Origin of the sequence: Micromonospora jinlongensis (assembly GCF_013410645.1) — a bacterium.
GTDB classification, from domain to species: Bacteria; Actinomycetota; Actinomycetes; order Mycobacteriales; family Micromonosporaceae; genus Micromonospora; species Micromonospora zamorensis.
The window spans coordinates 2,117,328-2,135,081 of the sequence record NZ_JACCHK010000001.1 but is presented as its reverse complement, the minus strand read 5'-3'; the positions used below and the strand labels follow the sequence as shown (position 1 = coordinate 2,135,081).

General features: G+C 72.1%; 13 protein-coding genes. 6 read left to right on the top strand and 7 right to left on the bottom strand.

All coding sequences use genetic code 11. The features are described 5' to 3' along the window. Positions 1 to 63: 63 nt before the first annotated feature. On the bottom strand, positions 64 to 1,407 hold the full coding sequence (locus tag HNR22_RS09020) for a GH1 family beta-glucosidase (protein WP_179779978.1): 1,344 nt from the start codon (positions 1,405 to 1,407) through the stop codon (positions 64 to 66). A gap of 845 nt (positions 1,408 to 2,252) precedes the next feature. Between HNR22_RS09020 and HNR22_RS09015 the strand changes: the two genes are divergently transcribed. Beyond that, the gene (locus tag HNR22_RS09015) at positions 2,253 to 5,159 is read left to right on the top strand and encodes a glycoside hydrolase family 48 protein (RefSeq protein ID WP_179779977.1); all 2,907 of its coding nucleotides are present in this window, start codon (positions 2,253 to 2,255) and stop codon (positions 5,157 to 5,159) included. A gap of 334 nt (positions 5,160 to 5,493) precedes the next feature. Here the strand turns inward: HNR22_RS09015 and HNR22_RS09010 are convergent, their stop codons facing one another. After that, positions 5,494 to 6,117: a DUF3159 domain-containing protein gene (locus HNR22_RS09010; RefSeq protein WP_425488096.1), complete on the bottom strand. Its 624-nt coding sequence runs from the start codon at positions 6,115 to 6,117 to the stop codon at positions 5,494 to 5,496. Between the two features lie 185 nt (positions 6,118 to 6,302). Between HNR22_RS09010 and HNR22_RS09005 the strand changes: the two genes are divergently transcribed. Then, complete coding sequence (locus HNR22_RS09005) at positions 6,303 to 7,190, top strand: phosphatase PAP2 family protein (protein ID WP_179779975.1); 888 nt, start codon at positions 6,303 to 6,305, stop codon at positions 7,188 to 7,190. 106 nt (positions 7,191 to 7,296) lie between these two features. Here HNR22_RS09005 and HNR22_RS09000 read toward each other — a convergent pair whose 3' ends face one another. The 4 genes from HNR22_RS09000 to HNR22_RS08985 form a co-directional block, all read right to left on the bottom strand. Then, the gene (locus HNR22_RS09000; RefSeq protein WP_343059748.1) at positions 7,297 to 8,103 is read right to left on the bottom strand and encodes an SAM-dependent methyltransferase; all 807 of its coding nucleotides are present in this window, start codon (positions 8,101 to 8,103) and stop codon (positions 7,297 to 7,299) included. A gap of 112 nt (positions 8,104 to 8,215) precedes the next feature. Next, a complete protein-coding gene (locus HNR22_RS08995; RefSeq protein ID WP_179779974.1) occupies positions 8,216 to 10,987 on the bottom strand; it encodes a matrixin family metalloprotease in 2,772 nt (923 codons plus the stop codon). Positions 10,988 to 11,253: 266 nt separating this feature from the next. Next, positions 11,254 to 12,117 carry a DUF1028 domain-containing protein gene (locus tag HNR22_RS08990; RefSeq protein ID WP_179779973.1) on the bottom strand — a complete coding sequence of 288 codons (864 nt, stop codon included), beginning with the start codon at positions 12,115 to 12,117 and terminating at the stop codon, positions 11,254 to 11,256. A gap of 51 nt (positions 12,118 to 12,168) precedes the next feature. Then, entirely contained in the window at positions 12,169 to 13,389 is a 1,221-nt protein-coding gene (locus HNR22_RS08985; protein ID WP_179779972.1) for a low temperature requirement protein A, read from the bottom strand. A gap of 154 nt (positions 13,390 to 13,543) precedes the next feature. Here HNR22_RS08985 and HNR22_RS08980 point away from each other — a divergent pair, with 154 nt between their 5' ends. Together HNR22_RS08980 and HNR22_RS08975 are read left to right on the top strand one after the other, a co-directional pair. Then, complete coding sequence (locus HNR22_RS08980) at positions 13,544 to 14,527, top strand: LLM class F420-dependent oxidoreductase (RefSeq protein WP_179779971.1); 984 nt, start codon at positions 13,544 to 13,546, stop codon at positions 14,525 to 14,527. Further along, a complete protein-coding gene (locus HNR22_RS08975; protein ID WP_179779970.1) occupies positions 14,524 to 15,315 on the top strand; it encodes an SDR family NAD(P)-dependent oxidoreductase in 792 nt (263 codons plus the stop codon). Before HNR22_RS08980 ends, HNR22_RS08975 begins: the two co-directional genes overlap by 4 nt. Here HNR22_RS08975 and HNR22_RS08970 read toward each other — a convergent pair. Then, on the bottom strand, positions 15,293 to 15,868 hold the full coding sequence (locus HNR22_RS08970; RefSeq protein ID WP_343059747.1) for a methyltransferase domain-containing protein: 576 nt from the start codon (positions 15,866 to 15,868) through the stop codon (positions 15,293 to 15,295). The genes HNR22_RS08975 and HNR22_RS08970 overlap by 23 nt on opposite strands. A 203-nt stretch (positions 15,869 to 16,071) precedes the next feature. Between HNR22_RS08970 and HNR22_RS08965 the strand changes: the two genes are divergently transcribed. Continuing rightward, a complete protein-coding gene (locus tag HNR22_RS08965) occupies positions 16,072 to 17,163 on the top strand; it encodes a hypothetical protein (protein WP_179779969.1) in 1,092 nt (363 codons plus the stop codon). Next, the gene (locus HNR22_RS08960) at positions 17,150 to 17,728 is read left to right on the top strand and encodes a hypothetical protein (RefSeq protein WP_179779968.1); all 579 of its coding nucleotides are present in this window, start codon (positions 17,150 to 17,152) and stop codon (positions 17,726 to 17,728) included. The genes HNR22_RS08965 and HNR22_RS08960 overlap by 14 nt, the downstream gene beginning before the upstream one ends. Positions 17,729 to 17,754: the final 26 nt, after the last annotated feature.

Genomic DNA, 17,754 nt, shown 5'->3' with positions numbered 1-17,754 from the left:
CCGGACGGTCACCGGCTCACCGGAGCCGAGCCGTCCGGGCCCGGCTGTCCGGGACGCGGCCGTTCAGAAGCCGCCGTCAGCGATCACGGAGCGGTACCAGGTGGCGCTGCTCTTGAGCACCCGCCGCTGGGTCGGGTAGTCCACGTAGACCAGTCCCCACCGCTGGTCGTACCCCTCGTTCCACTCGAAATTGTCGAGCAGTGACCAGACGTGGAAGCTCTCCAGCGGCACGCCTGCGGCGATGGCCCGGTGTGCGGCGGCGAGGTGGTCCCGGAGGAAGTTGATCCGGCCGGCGTCGTGGACGGTGCCGTCCACGGCCAGTGTGTCCGGTGTGGGCAGCCCGTTCTCGGTGACGGTGAGCGGGATAGGGCCGTAGTCGCGGGTGACCCGGGTCAGGATGTCGTACATGCCCTCGGGGTAGATCTGCTGCCACTCGGCTTCCGAGGTCGCCCAGCGGTGCTCGGTGCCGCCGTCGGCGGTGACGTAGATGGGCGTGTAGTACTGCACGGCCAGCAGGTCGATCGGTGCGGAGATGATGGCCAGGTCGCCGTCGCGGATGCCCTGGACCATCCGGCTCTGCGGGCCCAGGTCGGCAAGCACGTCCTCCGGGTAGCTGCCCTTGAACAGGGAGTCGAGGTAGAGGCGGTTCTCGTAGCCGTCGTAGAGGCGGGAGGCCGCTGCGGCCTGGGGCGAGTCGTCGGCGGGGTAGCAGGGGTGCAGGTTGAGCGCGGGGCCGATCCGGCTGGCGCTGCCGGTGGCGCGCAGCGCGCTGACCGCGAGCCCGTGCGCGAGTTGCAGGTGGTGGGCGACCAGGTAGGCCGCATCCGGGTCCTGCCGGCCGGGGGCGTGGTGGCCGACGAGGTAGCCGTTCTGCACCACGGTCTTGGGCTCGTTGATGGTGAGCCAGGCCGGCACCCGGTCGCCGAGGGCCTCGAAGACCGCGTCGGCGTAGTCGGCGAAGCGGAGGGCGGTCTCGCGCGACTCCCACCCGTCGGCGTCCTGCAGGGCCTGCGGGAGGTCCCAGTGGAACAGAGTGGCCATCGGGGTGATGCCACGCTCGAGGAGGCCGTCGACGAGGCGGCGGTAGAAGTCGAGCCCGCGCTGGTTGGGTGCGCCGGTGCCGTCGGGCTGGATCCGTGGCCAGGAGATGGAGAAGCGGTAGCTGCGCAGCCCGAGGTCGCGCATGAGGTCGAGGTCCTCGGCGTACCGGTGGTAGTGGTCGGCGGCCACGTCGCCGGTGTCGCCGTTACGGGTGCGCCCTGGGACGCGGCTGAAGGTGTCCCAGACCGACTCGCCGCGCCCATCCTCCTTGGCAGCGCCCTCGATCTGGTACGCGGAGGTGGCCGCGCCCCAGCCGAAGTTGTCCGGGAAGCGCAGCGGGCCGGCGGGCCCAGTAGGTATCGACATGGATTCTCCTCATGGATACGGGGCCACCGCCGAAGGGTTCGGGAGCGCTCCCATGATAGGGCAGGCGCGGCCGGCCGGTCATCCGGCCGTCGAGGCGGCCGGTGCTGGCGTGGTGGAGGCGGGTCTGGCCCCGAGCAGCGAACGAGGCCGTCCGGGCGGCGCAACGCGCCTGTCCCGTCGGCCTCTTTTCCTATCGTGTACGGGGGTTTAGTGTGGGGACGGGGGAGGGCAACCCCCGTCCCCACCGTAACTGCACACACACGGGCGAGATTTGGGTCCTGCCGTGCGTGTCGCGCGGGAGCCGGGCCACGCGAGTGGCTCTGGTTCCACCTCCCTCCATGTGGCGGGACGATGGCTGACGACGGCGTCCGGGCTGGCCCGTCGTCGGCCCTCGGTTCGGGTTCCCCGGGCCCGTCAGAGACGGCCCCGGCGATCTTCTACTTGGAACCTTGTCGATGGAAGCGCTCCCATCGACCGATGTTGCGACTGTAACGCCCGTCACGCCTTTGTGAAAGACCCAAAACGAGATCGAAACAACGAGCTGGTCCGCCGCCGCGCGCGCTTGTTGTGGGAGCGCTTCCATGGCACACTGTCGATTCGACGCGACAGGAGCCACATCGCGTGAGTGCGGGTCCACCGAGGGCAGCCGGCAGCACCACCTCCGGTCACGGTCACCCGAGCGCAGCCGGCGGGACCCCCTCCCGTGCGGGCCGCACCGCCCTACCCCGGCCGGGCCCGGGGAAGACCACCTTCCCGGCGCCTCGAATCCCCCGCGGACCACCACCCTCGCGGGCAGGCGCCACGCCGGGGACCACCCCGGCCTGGTCCGAGGAGACACCGCGCACATGAGACAACTGGCACGACGCCGTCGAGTGGCGATCATCGCCGCCGCCGCGCTCGCCGTCGGCGGGGTGACCCTGCCTGCCGGCGCCGCGCAGGCCGCGCCCGCCTGCGATGTGGTCTACGCGACCAACGACTGGAACGCCGGCTTCACCGCGAACGTCACCATCAAGAACCTGGGTGACCCGGTGAGCAACTGGACGCTCAAGTGGACCTTCCCGAACAGCAGTCAGCGGGTCACCCAGGGCTGGTCGGCCAGATTCAGCCAGTCCGGCAGTGAGGTCACCGCGACCAACGAGTCGTACAACGGCAACCTTGCCACCGGGGCCTCCACCACCATCGGCTTCAACGGCTCCCACTCGGGCAGCAACCCGAAGCCCACCTCGTTCACCCTGAACGGGACCCCCTGCAACGGCACCCCGGCCAATCAGCCGCCGACGGTCTCACTCGGCCTGCCGACCGGGCCGTTCACCGCTCCGGCCGACGTGCCGCTGACCGCCACCGCCAGCGACCCGGACGGGACGATCAGCAAGGTCGAGTTCTACCGCAACGGTCTGCTGGTCAACACCGACACCTCCGCCCCGTACGCGTACACCCAGGAGGACCTGCCGGCCGGCAGCTACACCGTCCAGGCCAAGGCGTACGACAACGCCAACGGCATCGGGGTCGACGAGAAGGCGTTCACCGTCGGTGCCGCCACGGGCCCGACGCTGGTCGCCACGCCGTCGGCGGTGAGCGTCGCCGAGGGTGGCACCGCCACCTTCAACCTGAAGCTCAGCGCCGCGCCGACGGCCAACGTGCCGGTCACTCTCACCCGCACCGGCGACACCGATGTCACGGTCTCGCCGGCCACCGCCACGCTGACCCCGAGCAACTGGAACACCGGGGTCACCGTCACGGTCGCCGCGGCGGAGGACACCGACACCGCCGGCGGTGCCGCCACCATCACCGCCTCCGCCACCGGTCTCGCCTCGCTGGCGGTCACCGCCACCGAGATCGACAACGACACCCCCGGCGGCGACAACACCTACATCGCGAAGTTCCTCGACCAGTACGGCAAGATCAAGAACTCGGGCTACTTCAGCCCCGAGGGCGTGCCGTACCACTCGGTGGAGACGCTGATCGTCGAGGCGCCCGACCACGGGCACGAGACCACCTCGGAGGCGTTCAGCTTCTGGCTCTGGCTGGAGGCCTACTACGGCAAGGTCACCCAGAACTGGGCCCCGTTCAACAACGCCTGGACGGTGATGGAGAAGTACATCATCCCCACGCACGCCGACCAGCCAACCGCCGGCTCCGCGGGAACGCCGCAGTACGCCGCGGAGTACAACCTGCCCAGCCAGTACCCGTCGGCGCTGAACCCGAACGTGCCGGTCGGTCAGGACCCGCTGCGCTCGGAGTTGCAGTCCACCTACGGCACCGGCGACATCTACGGCATGCACTGGTTGATGGACGTCGACAACACCTACGGCTTCGGCCGCTGCGGTGACGGCACCACCAAGCCGGCCTACATCAACACCTTCCAGCGGGGCACCCAGGAGTCGGTGTGGGAGACCGTCCCGCAGCCCTCCTGCGACACCTTCAAGCACGGCGGTCAGTACGGTTACCTCGACCTGTTCGTCAAGGACACCGGCGCCCCCGCCAAGCAGTGGAAGTACACCAACGCCCCGGACGCCGACGCCCGCGCCGTGCAGGCCGCGTACTGGGCGCTGACCTGGGCCAAGGCGCAGAACAAGCAGGCCGACGTCGCAGCCACCATCGCCAAGGCCGCCAAGATGGGCGACTACCTGCGGTACGCGATGTTCGACAAGTACTTCAAGAAGATCGGCAACTGCGTCGGGGCGAGCACCTGCCCCGCCGGCAGCGGCAAGGACTCGGCGCACTACCTGCTGTCCTGGTACTACGCCTGGGGCGGCGCGTACGACGCCAGCCAGAACTGGTCCTGGCGGATCGGCTCCAGCCACAACCACTTCGGCTACCAGAACCCGTTCGCGGCCTGGGCGCTGACCAACACCCCGGAGCTCAAGCCGCAGTCGTCGACCGCGGTCGCCGACTGGACCAAGAGCTTCGAGCGGCAGCTGGAGTTCTACACCTGGTTGCAGTCCGCCGAGGGCGGCATCGCCGGTGGCGCCACCAACAGTTGGGACGGTAGCTACGCCCAGCCGCCGGCCGGCACCAGCACCTTCTACGGCATGTTCTACGACGTCGACCCGGTCTACAACGACCCGCCGTCGAACCAGTGGTTCGGCATGCAGGCCTGGTCGATGCAGCGCATCGCCGAGCTGTACCAGCAGACCGGCAACGCGAAGGCCAAGGCCTTGCTGGACAAGTGGGTGCCCTGGGCGATCGCCAACACCACCCTCGGCACCAACTGGTCGATCCCGTCGGACATGGCGTGGACCGGCCAGCCGACCACCTGGAACCCGTCCAACCCGCAGCCCAACACCGGCCTGCACGTAGAGGTCATCAGCAAGGGTCAGGACGTCGGTGTCACCGCCGCCTACGCCCGGATCCTGATCGCGTACGCGGCCAAGTCGGGCAACGTGGCGGCCAAGGACACCGCCAAGGGGCTGCTCGACGCGCTGTCCGCCGCCAGCGACGCCAAGGGTGTCTCCACCACCGAGAAGCGTGGCGACTACCGGCGCTTCGACGACGTCTACAACGCGTCCACCGGTCAGGGCCTCTACGTCCCGCCGGGCTGGACCGGGAAGATGCCGAACGGCGACACCATCGCCGCCGGCAAGAGCTTCCTCGACATCCGGTCCTTCTACAAGAACGACCCGGACTGGCCCAAGGTGCAGGCGTACCTGGACGGTGGCCCGGAGCCCAGCTTCAACTACCACCGGTTCTGGGCACAGGCTGACGTCGCCATGGCGTACGCCGACTACGGCAGCCTGTTCCCGAACGGCTGAGGCGACCCGGGGTGGGTGGCGTGGACCGCCCACCCCAGGATCCGCCCGGGTCCGGGGAACGCCGGACCCGGGCCGGCGGACGGCCTGACACCCACGGTCAGGCCGGGGTGGGCCGGCCATCTGGCCGACGCAGCGGATCGGCTGGCCCACCCCACCGCCCGGACTGGAGCCAGCCGCGAAAAAGCCCAGAAATTCGGGCCGTCACGGGATCACGCCGAAGCACACGACGGAGTAACGTACGTCACCGGAGAGGCCGCTCCCCCCGTGGCGGCCTCTCCACTTTTTTGCCCCGCCACCGCCCACTCCGGACCGTCCCCGACCGATCCCCTTCGGGTCAGCGGGGCGGTGCGACCGGGTCCACGGTGACCGGATGACGCAGACCCGGGTGCCCGGCCGGCAACGACCGCCGCAGCACCACCCAGCTCAACCCCAGCGCCGCGGCGACCAGCGGCCAGGTCAGAGCCACCCGGGCCACCACCAGCGCGAGCACCTGCCCGCCAAGGTAGAGCGGCACGAACACCGCGACCCGCAACACGTAGGTCGCCGTCCACACCCAACTGGCCCGGCCGTACCCGCGCAGCAGCGCCGGGTCCCGCCGCCACCGGGCACGCTGGCCCAGCACCACCCCGACCAGCACACCGAGCAGCGGCCAACGCACCACGATGCTGACCGCCCACGCGAGCGCGCTGGCGGCGTTGGAGAGCACCTGGAGAAGGAAGAAGTTCTCGGCCCGGCCGGTGCGCACCGCGATCAACGCCGCGACACAGACCGCCAGCAACCCGATCAGCACCGAGCGTGGGCGGTCACCGCGACGCAGCCGTACGCCGGCAACCACCGCGCCCACGACGAGCGCCGCGCCGACCCCACCCCACAGCGACTCGCCACCCAGCAGCCAGCCCACCGCGAACGCCAGCGGCGGGAGCGTGGCGTCGATGGCGCCGCGTCGCCCGCCCAGCAGATCCGTCAGCGACTCCGGCCGGGCCGGCCCCGGGTCGGCACCCGCCCGCTGGTCCGGGCCGGGTACGGCCTGCCCGCTGTCGCCCTCCGGTGCACCGCCCACCACCGCCTCCTCGTCTCAGGCACAACCTAACCGGCGGCGGCCGGCGGGCCACCGGTCGGTCGGCCGCGACCGGCCGCTACGGTGTGCGGATGCGCGCGACGGCACGGGGTTGGACCGCGGTCTGGTTGGTCGTACTGGCCCTCGTCCAGGCGGCCGCCTTCCTCGCCGTCTGGCGGGTGGCCGTGCACACCGAGATCGGTCAGTGGGTGGACACTGTCGCGCTGACCGGCAACCGGATCGGGCAGGACACCATCGACGGACCCGTCGACCGGATCCTCAACGCGATGTCGGTGGTCTCCCTGGTGGCCGCCACCGCGATGATCGGGTTCATCGCGCTGATCCGGGGGCGGATCGCCCTCGCCATCACCGCGACCCTGCTGATCGCCGGGGCGAACGTCTCGACCCAACTGCTGAAGCACGGGCTGAGCCGGCCCGACTTCGGCCTCGACCCGGAGCGCGCCGCGGTGGGCAACAGCCTGCCCAGCGGGCACACCACGGTGGCCGCGTCGGTGGCGATCGCGCTGATGCTCGTCCTGCCCCGCAAGGTGCGGGCGGTCGGCGCCTTCATCGGTGCCGGCTACGCCGCCGTCGCCGGGGTGGCCACCCTCTCCGCCGGTTGGCACCGGCCCAGCGACGCGGTCGCCGCGTACCTGGTGGTGGGTGTCTGGGCGGCGCTGGCCGGGCTGGTCCTGCTGGTCACCCAACGGGAACAGGCCGAGGTGGCGCCCGGCGACGCGCACCGGGTCGCCGCGCTGGTGCTCGGGCTGGGCGGTGTGCTCGCCCTGGTCGCCTCTGGGCTGGCCCTGGCCTGGCTGATCGAGCTGCGTGACACCGGGCCGGACGAGTTGAGCCGGCGGCCCCTGTTCATCGGGTACGCGGGCAGCGCCGCCGGGATCGCCGGCACGATGGCGGTGGTGATGGCGCTGGCACTCACCGTCGTGCACCGGCTGGTGCCCCGGGTCAAGGGCTGAGCCGGCCGGTGGACCCGGTTCGCGCGGCGTTCTCCGTCGAGTGCGCGCGGCTCACCGAGAGCTTGTCGAGTTCGGATGGGCTGCCCGGTGGTGCGGCGGCTGCCGATCAGGGTTTGCGGCCGACCGCGCAGTAGCCGTCCAAGTCCGTCGGCGCGCCGTCGTGCTCGGGTCGCCAGTGGGTGAACGGCACCAGACCGGGCTCGACCAGCTCCAAGCCCTCGAAGAAGCGGGCGAGCCGCTGCGGGCTGCGCAGGTGGTACGGCAGCGCGCCGCTCTCGTTGTACTGCCGGTGCGACTCGACCACGCCCGCGCTGGTGTCGGTGCCGTCGGAGAGCGCGACGTAGCTGCCGGACGGCATGGCGTCGAGCAGCGTGCGGATGATGGCGACCGCCTCGTCGTCGTCGCCGACGTGGCCCATGACGCCGAACAGCAGCACCGCGACGGGCCGGGTGAGGTCGAGGTGCTCGGCGGCCTGCCGGAGCACCGCCGCGGGCTCTCGCAGATCGGCGTGGATGTAGCGGGTCAGGCCCTCCGGGCTGCCAACGAGCAGCGCCCGCGCGTGCGCCAGCACCATCGGGTCGTTGTCCACGTAGACCACGCGGCTGCGCGGGTTGACCCGCTGGGCGACCTCGTGGGTGTTGTCGGCGGTGGGCAGCCCCGTGCCGACGTCGAGGAACTGCCCGATGCCCGCCTCGCCAGCGAGGAACCGCACCGCGCGGGACAGGAACGCCCGGGACTCGCGCGCCGTCTCGATCATCGCCGGGAAGAGCTGGCGTACCTGCTCACCGGCCTGGCGGTCGATCTCGAAGTTGTCCTTGCCGCCCAGCCAGTAGTTCCAGATCCGGGCCGAGTGCGGAACGGTGGTGTCGATCTTGGCGGGCTCGGTGGACGGGTGGGGTGCCGTCTCTGCCACGGGGATCCTTCCATCGGGGAAGACACAGGGGACGACAATGCTCGCACAACTCAGCGGTACGGAAAACGGGCGCGCACCCACCCGTGCCCGGGTCCGGGCCTGACCGCCCCGGTCAGACCGCCCCGGTCAGCACGGTGAGGTTCCGTGCCCGCCACTCGTCGGCCACCACGTCGCTGAGTGAGCGGGACAGCAGCTGGATGGTGCCGTTCGCGGCGAGTTGAGCGACGTGCCGCTCGGTGTCGCTCAGCCACACCGACACCAGGTGCAGCCCGGCGGGCGTCATGCCCTCGGCCTGGATCTGGTGCACCGTCCAGCCGTCGCCGGAGGAGCGCACCTCCCACAGCCGCCCGTCGAAGTCGGCGAAGACCAGCACCCAGGCCAACTCGACGTCGTCGACGCTGAAGATGCGCTGCACCGCCAGGGCGCTGGCCGGCGGCAGGCCCAGCTCCGCCGTGAGCGACCGGGTGTGCCAGCCGTCGGCGCCGAGGAAGTACAGCCGGATGTCCTGCCGGTGGTCCAGGGCGAAGAGCCGGTGCTGTTCACCGGCGCCGGCCATGCCCCACACCGGGTGGCCGGTCAACGGCAGCGGGTTCTCCTGCTGTGTGGCCCAGGTCAGCGAGAGGTTCGTCCACTGTGCCGGGCCCTCCTGGAGGATCCGCAGACCCTCCTCGTTGTCCCGGTACGCGATGACGTCCAGACCGGTGCCGTGGTCGACGTACCCGAAGGGGGCGCCGATCGGGTGGCCGGCGCCAGGCTGCGAGACGTCCTCCCACGACCAGCCCTGCCCCGGCGGCTGCGACAGCCGGATCACCCTTCCGTCGTCGGCGGCGTACACGACCCGCTGGGTGTCGCCGTTGCGGTAGGCGTGCGGCTGCCCGCCGACCGGCGGCGCGCCACCGCTCTCGGCGTTCAGGTCGTTCCACCACCACGAGCCGTCGGCGAACCAGAGCTGGTGCGCCCGGTCGTCGGTGCCCCGGTACACGTAGGACGGCACCCCGTCGTGGGCGAAGAAGGCGCTGACCGCGTGACCGCGCTCCAGTCGCGGCGCGCCCAGGTCGGCGGTGAGACGGGTGTACGCCCAGTCCTCGCCGTCCCCGAAGTACACCAGCAGGTGCTGCTCGCAGTCCGGACCGGCGACGTGGTTGTGGCCGGGCAGGACCTGCGTACCGATGCCGGACACGAACGGCAGGCGGCCGTACATGTAACGGAAGCCGGCCTGGTCGTCGGACTTCGGCACCCGGTACCAGGTGGCGTTGCGGTACATCACGTTCTTCTTCTTGCCGTGGTGCATGCCCAGCGCGTGGCCGATCTCGTGCGTCGCGACGTGCCGGAAGTCGCTGTTGTGCCAGACCTGGTCGAAGTAGCCGGGCGCGTCCCAGGCGATCTCCCGGTTGAAGATCACCGGAAGCTGGCCGCCCACCCCCGGCCAGCCCTGCGACGCCCCCCACTTGGTCACTGCGTAGACGGTGCGGAACCAGTTGCTGTCGTCGAAGACCGGGTCGTAGCCGACGGAGAAGAGGATGTCCGCCCTCGACGGGTCGTCCACCCGGGTGAACGTCAGGGGGCCGTACCAGTTCTCCCCGAGGATCCGCCGCCACTCGTCGAACGACACCCGGATCAGCTCCTCCTTGAGCTCGTCGGTGAACCCGGGCCGGGCGTTGGGCATGTGCATGTTCCCCAGGTGGTAGGTCAGGTTCGTGTGCTGGAAATGGTGCCCCTCCACGGCGAAGCCGGCGGTCGGCGCGCCCGGGTCGGCGTTTCCGCAGCCGGGCGCGGTCAGGTGGGCGACCGTCGTCGCGTCGGGCCGCCCGGTCCGGGGCAGTTCGTGGACCGTCTGGTAGGACCGGATCGCCGCGCCCAGTCCAGCGGTGCTCGGGTAGCCGGCGTGATCGAGCAGGGTGGTGACGGCCGTCAGGGGCAGCTCGGTCAGGTCGGGTTCGAGCAGCGACACCGTGCCGTCGCGGTCGTCGCCGACGTAGACCGTGCCGTCCCCGGCCACCGCGATGCCGTAGGGGCTGCGGCCGGTCAGGATCGGGTCGAGGACCTGCGGCAGGTACGGGTTGCTCGCGTCGACGAGCTGCGCGCCGCGGTCGGTCGCCGCCCAGGCCCGGGGCAGGTGCGGGTGCGCCGCGAGACCCCGCACCCCGGCCGCGGTGCCGACGGAGCCGAGCCGTACGCCGGTGTCCGGGTCGTGCACGCCGGCCAGCGGGTGCACCGTGCCGCCGCCGAGCGAGCCGACGTGGACCAGGCCGTCGGCCCCGATCGCCACCGGCCCGGGTTGCAGGCGTGCGGGCTCGATCGGTGCCACCTGGAGCGAACCGTCCGGGTGTACCACGGCCAGGGCGTCCACCGGCGGCTGCACCGATTGCAGGGACAGCGTCACGAGTACGTCGCCACCGGCGCCCACCGCCAGCCGGACCGGCGCCGACGGCAGCTCGACCATCCGCCGGCTCGAGGGGTCGGCGATGTCGACGACGATCAGCCGCTTGTGCGCCCAGTCGGCGACGTACAGCAGGTCGGCGGCAGGGTCGACGGTGATGGCGATGATGCCGAAGCCGATCGGGATGTCCGTGACCCGACCGGTGTCCAGCTCGCACTGCGACACGCTGTAGCTCTGCACCCCGCGGTTCATCACGTACGCGGCCCGCCGGCCCGGGTGCCAGGCCACCGCCCGGGGCTGGTGGCCGACCGGGAGGGGATCGGCCACCGGCGCCAGGGTGCGCGGGTCCAGCCGGTGCAGCCGTCCCCACCCGGCGGCGGGGTAGTGGGCCACCAGCAGCGTCGACCCGGCGACGGCGAGGCCGTGGATCGAGCCCGGATCGTCCGGGGTGCCGAGCGGCACCTGTCGCTGCGGGGAATCGCTGCGGATCGGCTCCTCGGTCATCGGGGCTCCCTTCCCACGTCCGGCCGGGATGACTGGACGCAACGCTAGGAAGCAGCATGGATAGATCGGTATCGGTAAGCCGTCACTGCCGTATGCGGGACGGATCCCGGGGCCGTGGGGTCGGGCAGCGAGCGCAGCGAGGGCCTGTTCCTCTGCGAGTGCGGCGAGGTCGGGGCGGCGGGTGGCCGCGGCGCCTGTGAGCCTCGCTGTCGGGCCGCGGTCGACGCGGCGGGCTTCCGCTGGCTCGCCTTCGGTCGCTGACCCGGTCAGCTCGCGGAGCGGGGCGCGGGGACGTGCGGGGCGACGCCGCGCAGGTGCGTCAGGACGACCGGGTCGATCCGCCCCGGCACCAGCCGCTCCTCCAGGTTCTCCAGCCCCGCCCAGGAGATCAACGCTGCCTCCGTCCCGTCGTCGGTCACCGGGTGGCCCAGCGCCGTGAGCAACGCCGCCACCTCCTCGGCCACCGCGCCGCTGAGGTCGAGCAGGGTGGCCGGGTCCGGACGGCTGAACAGCATGGTGTGCACGGCGAGCAGTCGACCCAGCTCGGCGACCGGATCCGGGTGGTCGTCCACGCGAAGGTCGACCACCACGTCGCTGGTGCCGCCGTACCCGCCGCCTCGCTCGACCACCAGCAGACCGGCGCTCTGCCGGCCCCGCCGGTCGCCGCCGGCCTGGTCGCCGGCCCGCAACGCGGCCACCAACCGCTCGGCGAACGGTAGCGTCGACCCGGCCAGCCAGGCGTCGCCGAGGGCGTCGACGACCTCCGGGCCGGTGAGCACGTTGCCCTGCGCGGCCCAGCCTTCGCCGGTGCGCCCGCCGGCCCACGGATGGCAGGCCGGCCCGGTCCAGCTGGCGCCCGCACCGCTGACCCCCACCACGCCGAGCTGGCGGTGCTGCCGCTCCGGGTCGGCGGCGACCAGCCCGGCCACCACGTCGGCGGCGGCCACACCGGTGCGCAGCAGGGTGAGGCCCTGCGGGCGGTACGCGAGGTTGACGTGCGCCTGGGTGGCCAGTGCGCCGACCTCGGCGGCCGCGGCCGGCACCAGTGCCCCGGCGGCGAGGAACTTGCTGGCGACGGCGACGCCATGCAGGCGGCCGTCGGCGGAACGGGCGACGAGCGAGAAGGTCACCCGCCGAGACTATCCGGCCTCGCCGGCTTGACATCGCCGTGTGCCGATGGTTCAGAACGGTGGTGCGGCGGCCTCCGGCGGGGCGCCTCGTGCCCGGCGGGCGTCGATCACCGCGACCGTCGCCAACACCACCACCCCGAACGCCGTGGCGATCACACCGGGCAGGTGAAGCAGAGGCACCGACGACGCCACCAGCACGGTGAGGGCGATCCACCGGGACGGGGAGACCCGTCCGAACACCTCGTACTCCAGGCGGGCCCGGCCGGCCAGGAACAGCGCCGGCCCACCGAGCACCATGGCCAGCCACGCTCCCGGGATCCGCTCCAGCGGATGCTCGATGATCAGCTCGTAGCCGATCGCGGTGGCGGCGAGACCGATCACCATCAGCAGGTGGGTGTCGGCCGCCGAGCGGCCGATGTTGGCGGGGTGCCGGGCCTTCACCACCGCCTCGCCCAGGATCCGCCCGGCCCGCTGGACGTAGATCCGCCACAGCATGATCGAGGTCGCCAGCGCCAGCGCGAACGCCCACACGTGCCCCGACTCGTACGGCCCCGCGCTGTACGCGAAACCCGCCACCAGGATGGTCTCGCCCAGCGCGACGAGGAAGAACTGCTGGTACCGCTCGGCCAGGTGCTCCCCGGCGATCTCCCACTTGGAGACCGTCGAGCGGCCCAGCCCCGGCACCGGCCAGCCACAGCGGGCGGCCAGGTACTCGATGACGAGCGCCACCGACCAGAGCACCACCTGCGCGTTGGTGGTCAACATCGCGCCACTGATCCAGAACACCCCGCTGAACGCGAACACGACCGCCATGCGCACCTTCAACCGGCGGTACGGGTGGGGTCCCAACGCGATCGACAGGATCAACGGCCGGGTCACCTGCGCGATCACGTACGCCACCGCGAACAGCAGCGCGGTCTCGCTGAACGCCCGGGGAATCGCCACCCCCATCAGCATGCTGCACACCAACGCGGTGATCACCACGGTCTGCAGGGGCACCTTGTACGGGTCGTAGCGGCTGGTCGTCCACGCGGTGCCCTGCCAGACCGCCCAGAGCGCGAGCAGCAACAGCAGTGTCTTGCCGGCGCCGGTGATCGTGCCCCAGCCGTGCTCCCGACCCGGATCCTGGGTCAGGTCCTCGAACGCGCGTGCCGAGATCCGGGTGAGTGCGAAGACGTACACCAGGTCGAAGAAGAGTTCCAGGAAGGTGGCCCGGCCGGGAGTGGCCGCCGCAGGGACCGGCTCCAGGCGTCCCGCTGCCCTGGAACCCATGGTCAGCGGCCTGTGCCGTTGGTTCGGTCCACCTCGAAGTGGTAGCACCATCGGCGGTGGGCACGGCCGGAAACCGGCGATTCTGCCCAGTACGGGGATCTTGCTCGCGTGCCCCGTCAACGGGCACGATCGACCGGTGACGAATCGATGGGGCATGACGGTACCGCTGGGCGGCATCCCGCTGGCCGACCACGCCGCGGTCTACGCGACGCTCGACCGGGCCGGGTTCACCGACGTCTGGTCGTCCGAGGTCGCCGGGGCCGACGCGTTCACCCCGCTGGCCCTCGCCGCCGCCTGGCAACCTCGGCTGCGGCTCGGCACCGCCATCACGCCGGTCTTCACCCGGGGCCCCGGGCTGCTGGCGATGAGCGCGGCGGCGTTGGCCGAGGCTGCGCCGGGTCGGTTCTCGCTCGGCATCGGCGCGTCCTCGCCGGTGCTCGTACGGGACTGGAACGCGGTGCGGTTCGACGAGCCGTTCCGGCGCACCCGCGACGTCCTGCGTTTCCTGCGCGCCGCGCTGCGCGGCGAGACCGTCGACGAGGTCTACGAGACGTTCACCGTGCGCCGGTTCACGCTGGAACGACCGCCGGCCGTGCCGCCGCCGGTCCTGCTCGCCGCGTTGCGCCCGGGGATGCTCCGGCTGGCCGGCGCGGAGGCCGACGGGGTCATCCTCAACTGGCTCAGCGCCGACGACGTGCCGCGTGCCCTCGCCGAGCTGGGCGAGCGGCGCCCCGGCTTCGAGGTCGCCGCCCGGATCTTCGTCTGCCCCACCGAGGACGCGACGTACGCCCGCGCGTTGGGCCGCCGGCTGATCACCAGCTACCTCACCGTCCCCGCGTACGCCGAGTTCCACCGCTGGCTCGGCCGCGACGAGGCGCTGGCGCCGATGTGGGAGGCCTGGGCCGCCGGTGACCGGCGCGGCGCCAGCGCGGCGGTGCCGGACGACGTGGTCGACGCCCTGGTGCTGCACGGCTCGCCGGAGCGGTGCCGCGCCCAGGTGCGCCGCTACGCCGACGCGGGCGTGGACGTACCGATCTTCGCGCTGCTGCCCACCCCCGAGGTGACCGCCGGCGGCGCGAGCGCGCTGACCACCCTCATCGCCCAGCTGGGCACCGACCCCGTAGGAGCGTCCGCGTGAACCTCACCGACCGGATCGTGGTGGTCACCGGCGGCGCCGGCGGCATCGGGGCCGCGCTGTCGCGCCGCTTCGCCGCGGAGGGGGCCGCCGCCGTGGTGGTCGCCGACCTGGACGCCGACGCGGCGGACGCGGTGGCCGAGGGCATCGGCCCGGTCGCGCATCCCATCGCCCTCGACGTCACCGACGAGGAGCAGGTACGCGAGCTGGTCGCCGACACCGAGGAGCGCTACGGCCGGATCGACCTGTTCTGCGCCAACGCGGGGGTGACCACCGGCGGGGGAGTGGAGGTCGACGACGCCGGTTGGGACCGGGCGTGGCGGGTCAACGTGCTCGCCCACGTCTACTCGGCCCGTGCGGTGCTGCCCGGGATGCTCGCCCGGGGCGGTGGGCACCTGCTGCACACCTGCTCGGCGGCGGGCGTGCTGACGGCGGTGGGCGACGCCGCGTACACCGCGACGAAGCACGCCTCGGTGGGGTTCGCGGAGTGGCTGGCCATCACCTACCGGGACCGCGGCATCCGGGTCAGCGCGCTCTGCCCGCAGGGCGTGGACACTCCGATGCTCGCCGGAGGAATCGTCGAGGGCCACCTCGGCGCCCGGGTGATCGCCGCGTCCGGTGCGGTGCTCACCCCGGACCAGGTCGCCGACGCGGCGATCGCCGGGTTGGCCGAGGAACGTTTCCTGATCCTGCCGCACCCGGAGGTCGCCGACTACGCTCGCCGCCGCGCCGAGGACCCGGACGGTTGGCAGGCCGGCATGCGCAAACTTATCCGCCGCCTGACCGCCTGACCGCCTGGCGCGGCCGGACGCGCCCGGCGGCCAGGAGGTGTGCGCTCGCTCCGATCAGTGCCGGCTCGGTGCTGTAGAGCCGGGCGAGATCCAACGCCGCGGCGAAGACCGCGTCCTGCGCCGGCCCACCGGCCGCCGCCTCCGCTGCCGGCCACGCCGGACCTTCCACCCCGTGTACGACGACATCGGTCAGCCCTGCCGCCAGGCACTCGTCGGTGATCTCCTCGACCCGGTGGAAGTAGGCGTGGGTGAAGCCGGTCCGCAAATCGTTGGTGCCGTCGGTCAGCAGGGTCCTGGCCTCGTCGAGCAGGTGCTCGTCGAGGCGTCCGGTGGCGGCGAAGTCCAGCGGGCCGGCGAACCGGGAGATGGCAGCGGCCACAACGTGACCACCGGGGCGCGTGACCCGGACGGCCTCCCGCAGCGCCCGTAGCCGGTCGGCGCGGCGCACCAGGTGGTAGAGGGGCCCCAGGAGCAGCGCGGCGTCGTACCCGCCGTCGGTGTCGGGGAGCGCACGTGCGTCGGCGACCCGTGCGTCGCTCGTGTGCTGGTCCACCCCCTGATGCTCATCGTTGCGCGGACGAACCGCCAGCGTGTTTCGGCTCCAGCGCAACGGTCCATCCCCCGGCTGCGGGAGCGCATTCACCTCCGCCGGGGAAGAGGAACGCGTCCATCGCCGCAGATCATCGGTTCATGAATGTCAGTGGCTGGTCGTCAGGGTCCGGTGTTCGCGGGGGCCGATACGGCCGCGGGTCCGCAGTGCCGACCGCAGGGGCGGCCGACCCGACCAGACGGTGGTCGGCGGCCTGCGTCGTCTTCGTCGTCGCTGCGATGGCCCTGCGGCTGTACTGGATCGCGGGTGGTCGGTGGGCGTACACCGCCTGCGACCGCACCGCCCTTGTCGACCCGGTGGGCGGGTGCGGCGCCGACCGCGTCGAAGCTCTGCCGTTCTGGGCGGGCTGGGGAGCGGTGGGGGTCGGCGTCGCGCTCGCGGTGGCGGTCGTGTGTGCGGTCCGCTTCGCTGGCCGCCGCGTCGCGGCCACACCCAGTTGGGCAGCCGCCGCGCTGCTGCTGGTGGTCGCGTTTCCGCTGCACCTGCTCTTCGAGATTCCGGCGGCGGTGGCGGGGCGCCCCTCGGACTGGCGGGACCTCGGCGCCCGGCTCGCGTTGGTGGCCGGTGGCGTGCTGTTCGCCGGGCTGGCGAACGCGTCCGGTCCGCCGCGCCCACCGCTGGCCGCTGGCTACCGGCCGGTGCCAAGGTGGACGCGCCTCTGGGCGTACGTGACTGTCGCTCTGCCGGTGGTCGGGTGGGCCGTGCCGCACGCGCTCTGGGTGCTCGACGTTCCGTTCGGCATCTCCGAGCGGGAACTGGACGACATCCAGCAGAACCTCTCGACACCGGCGGGCGTGGCGATCACCCTCGTCCCACCGCTCGCCGGTCTGCTCGTTCTCGGGTTGGTGCAGCGGTGGGGGCAGCAGTTCCCGCGCTGGGTGCCGGGACTGCGCGGTCGACCCGTTCCCCGGTTGCTGGCGCTGATCCCGGCCGGGGTGGTGGCGCTCGCGCTGGTCACCTACGGCGTGCTGAGCGTCGCGGTGTTCGTCGGCCGACTGGTCACGGGTGAGCTGCGCTGGGCCGACGTGGGGGAGGGGTGGGCGGTAGCCGCCACGCTGCTGGTGTTCCTCGGCTGGGGAGTGTCGCTGGGTGTCACGACGACCGGCTATGCCCTCGCCACCGGCCGCGTCAGGAACGCGGACGCCGCCGTTCGGCGTGAACCGCCGGCCGGACCAACCACGGCCGACGCCTCGATGACCTCGACCTTCGACGATCGGAGCGCTCATGAAACACACTGACCCCGGCCCTGACTGGGCTGCCGCCCCCTCACCCTGGGCGGTCGCTGCCGCCTACGCCGTCCCGTTCTGCGTCCTGCCGTCGGCGATCTGGCGACTGTCCCTCGTGTTCACCGACGATTCGGCCACCACCTGGTACATGGTCTTCCTGTCCGTCCTGTCGATGGGGTTGGCCCTGTCGACACTCGGGCTGGTGTACCGCTGGGGGCAACGGGTGCCACACTGGGTGCCGCTGCTCGGCAGGCGTTCGATCCCGGCCCGCCCCGTCGTGCTCGTCGCGCTGATCGGCGGCTCGTTGCTCGTTGCCGTCTGTCTGTATCTGTTGCTGAACAGCATGTTCCATGTCGTGGACCGCGGCTGGGTGGGGATAGGGCGCGACGAACCGGCACATCCGGCTCCGGGCTGGGAGGTGCTGCGGTACTACGCCCCGTTGGTCGCCTGGGGTCCCCTCGTCATAGCCGTGGCCGTCGACTACGGCCGCCGCCCCCTGCGCCGATCCCCCAACCCGCCACCGGTGATCAAGAGGTTCGCGTCAGGAACGGGCCCCGAAGTGACGCAAACCTCTTGATCACCGTGGGAGGCCGCGGGGGCGGC

Excerpts from the sequence above, each read along its gene's own strand:
- HNR22_RS08960 (WP_179779968.1), top strand. The coding sequence starts at position 17,150 with ATGAAACACACTGACCCCGGCCCTGACTGGGCTGCCGCCCCCTCACCC.
- HNR22_RS08995 (WP_179779974.1), bottom strand. The coding sequence starts at position 10,987 with ATGACCGAGGAGCCGATCCGCAGCGATTCCCCGCAGCGACAGGTGCCG.
- HNR22_RS09020 (WP_179779978.1), bottom strand. The coding sequence starts at position 1,407 with ATGTCGATACCTACTGGGCCCGCCGGCCCGCTGCGCTTCCCGGACAAC.
- HNR22_RS09015 (WP_179779977.1), top strand. The coding sequence starts at position 2,253 with ATGAGACAACTGGCACGACGCCGTCGAGTGGCGATCATCGCCGCCGCC.
- HNR22_RS08980 (WP_179779971.1), top strand. The coding sequence starts at position 13,544 with ATGACGGTACCGCTGGGCGGCATCCCGCTGGCCGACCACGCCGCGGTC.
- HNR22_RS08985 (WP_179779972.1), bottom strand. The coding sequence starts at position 13,389 with ATGGGTTCCAGGGCAGCGGGACGCCTGGAGCCGGTCCCTGCGGCGGCC.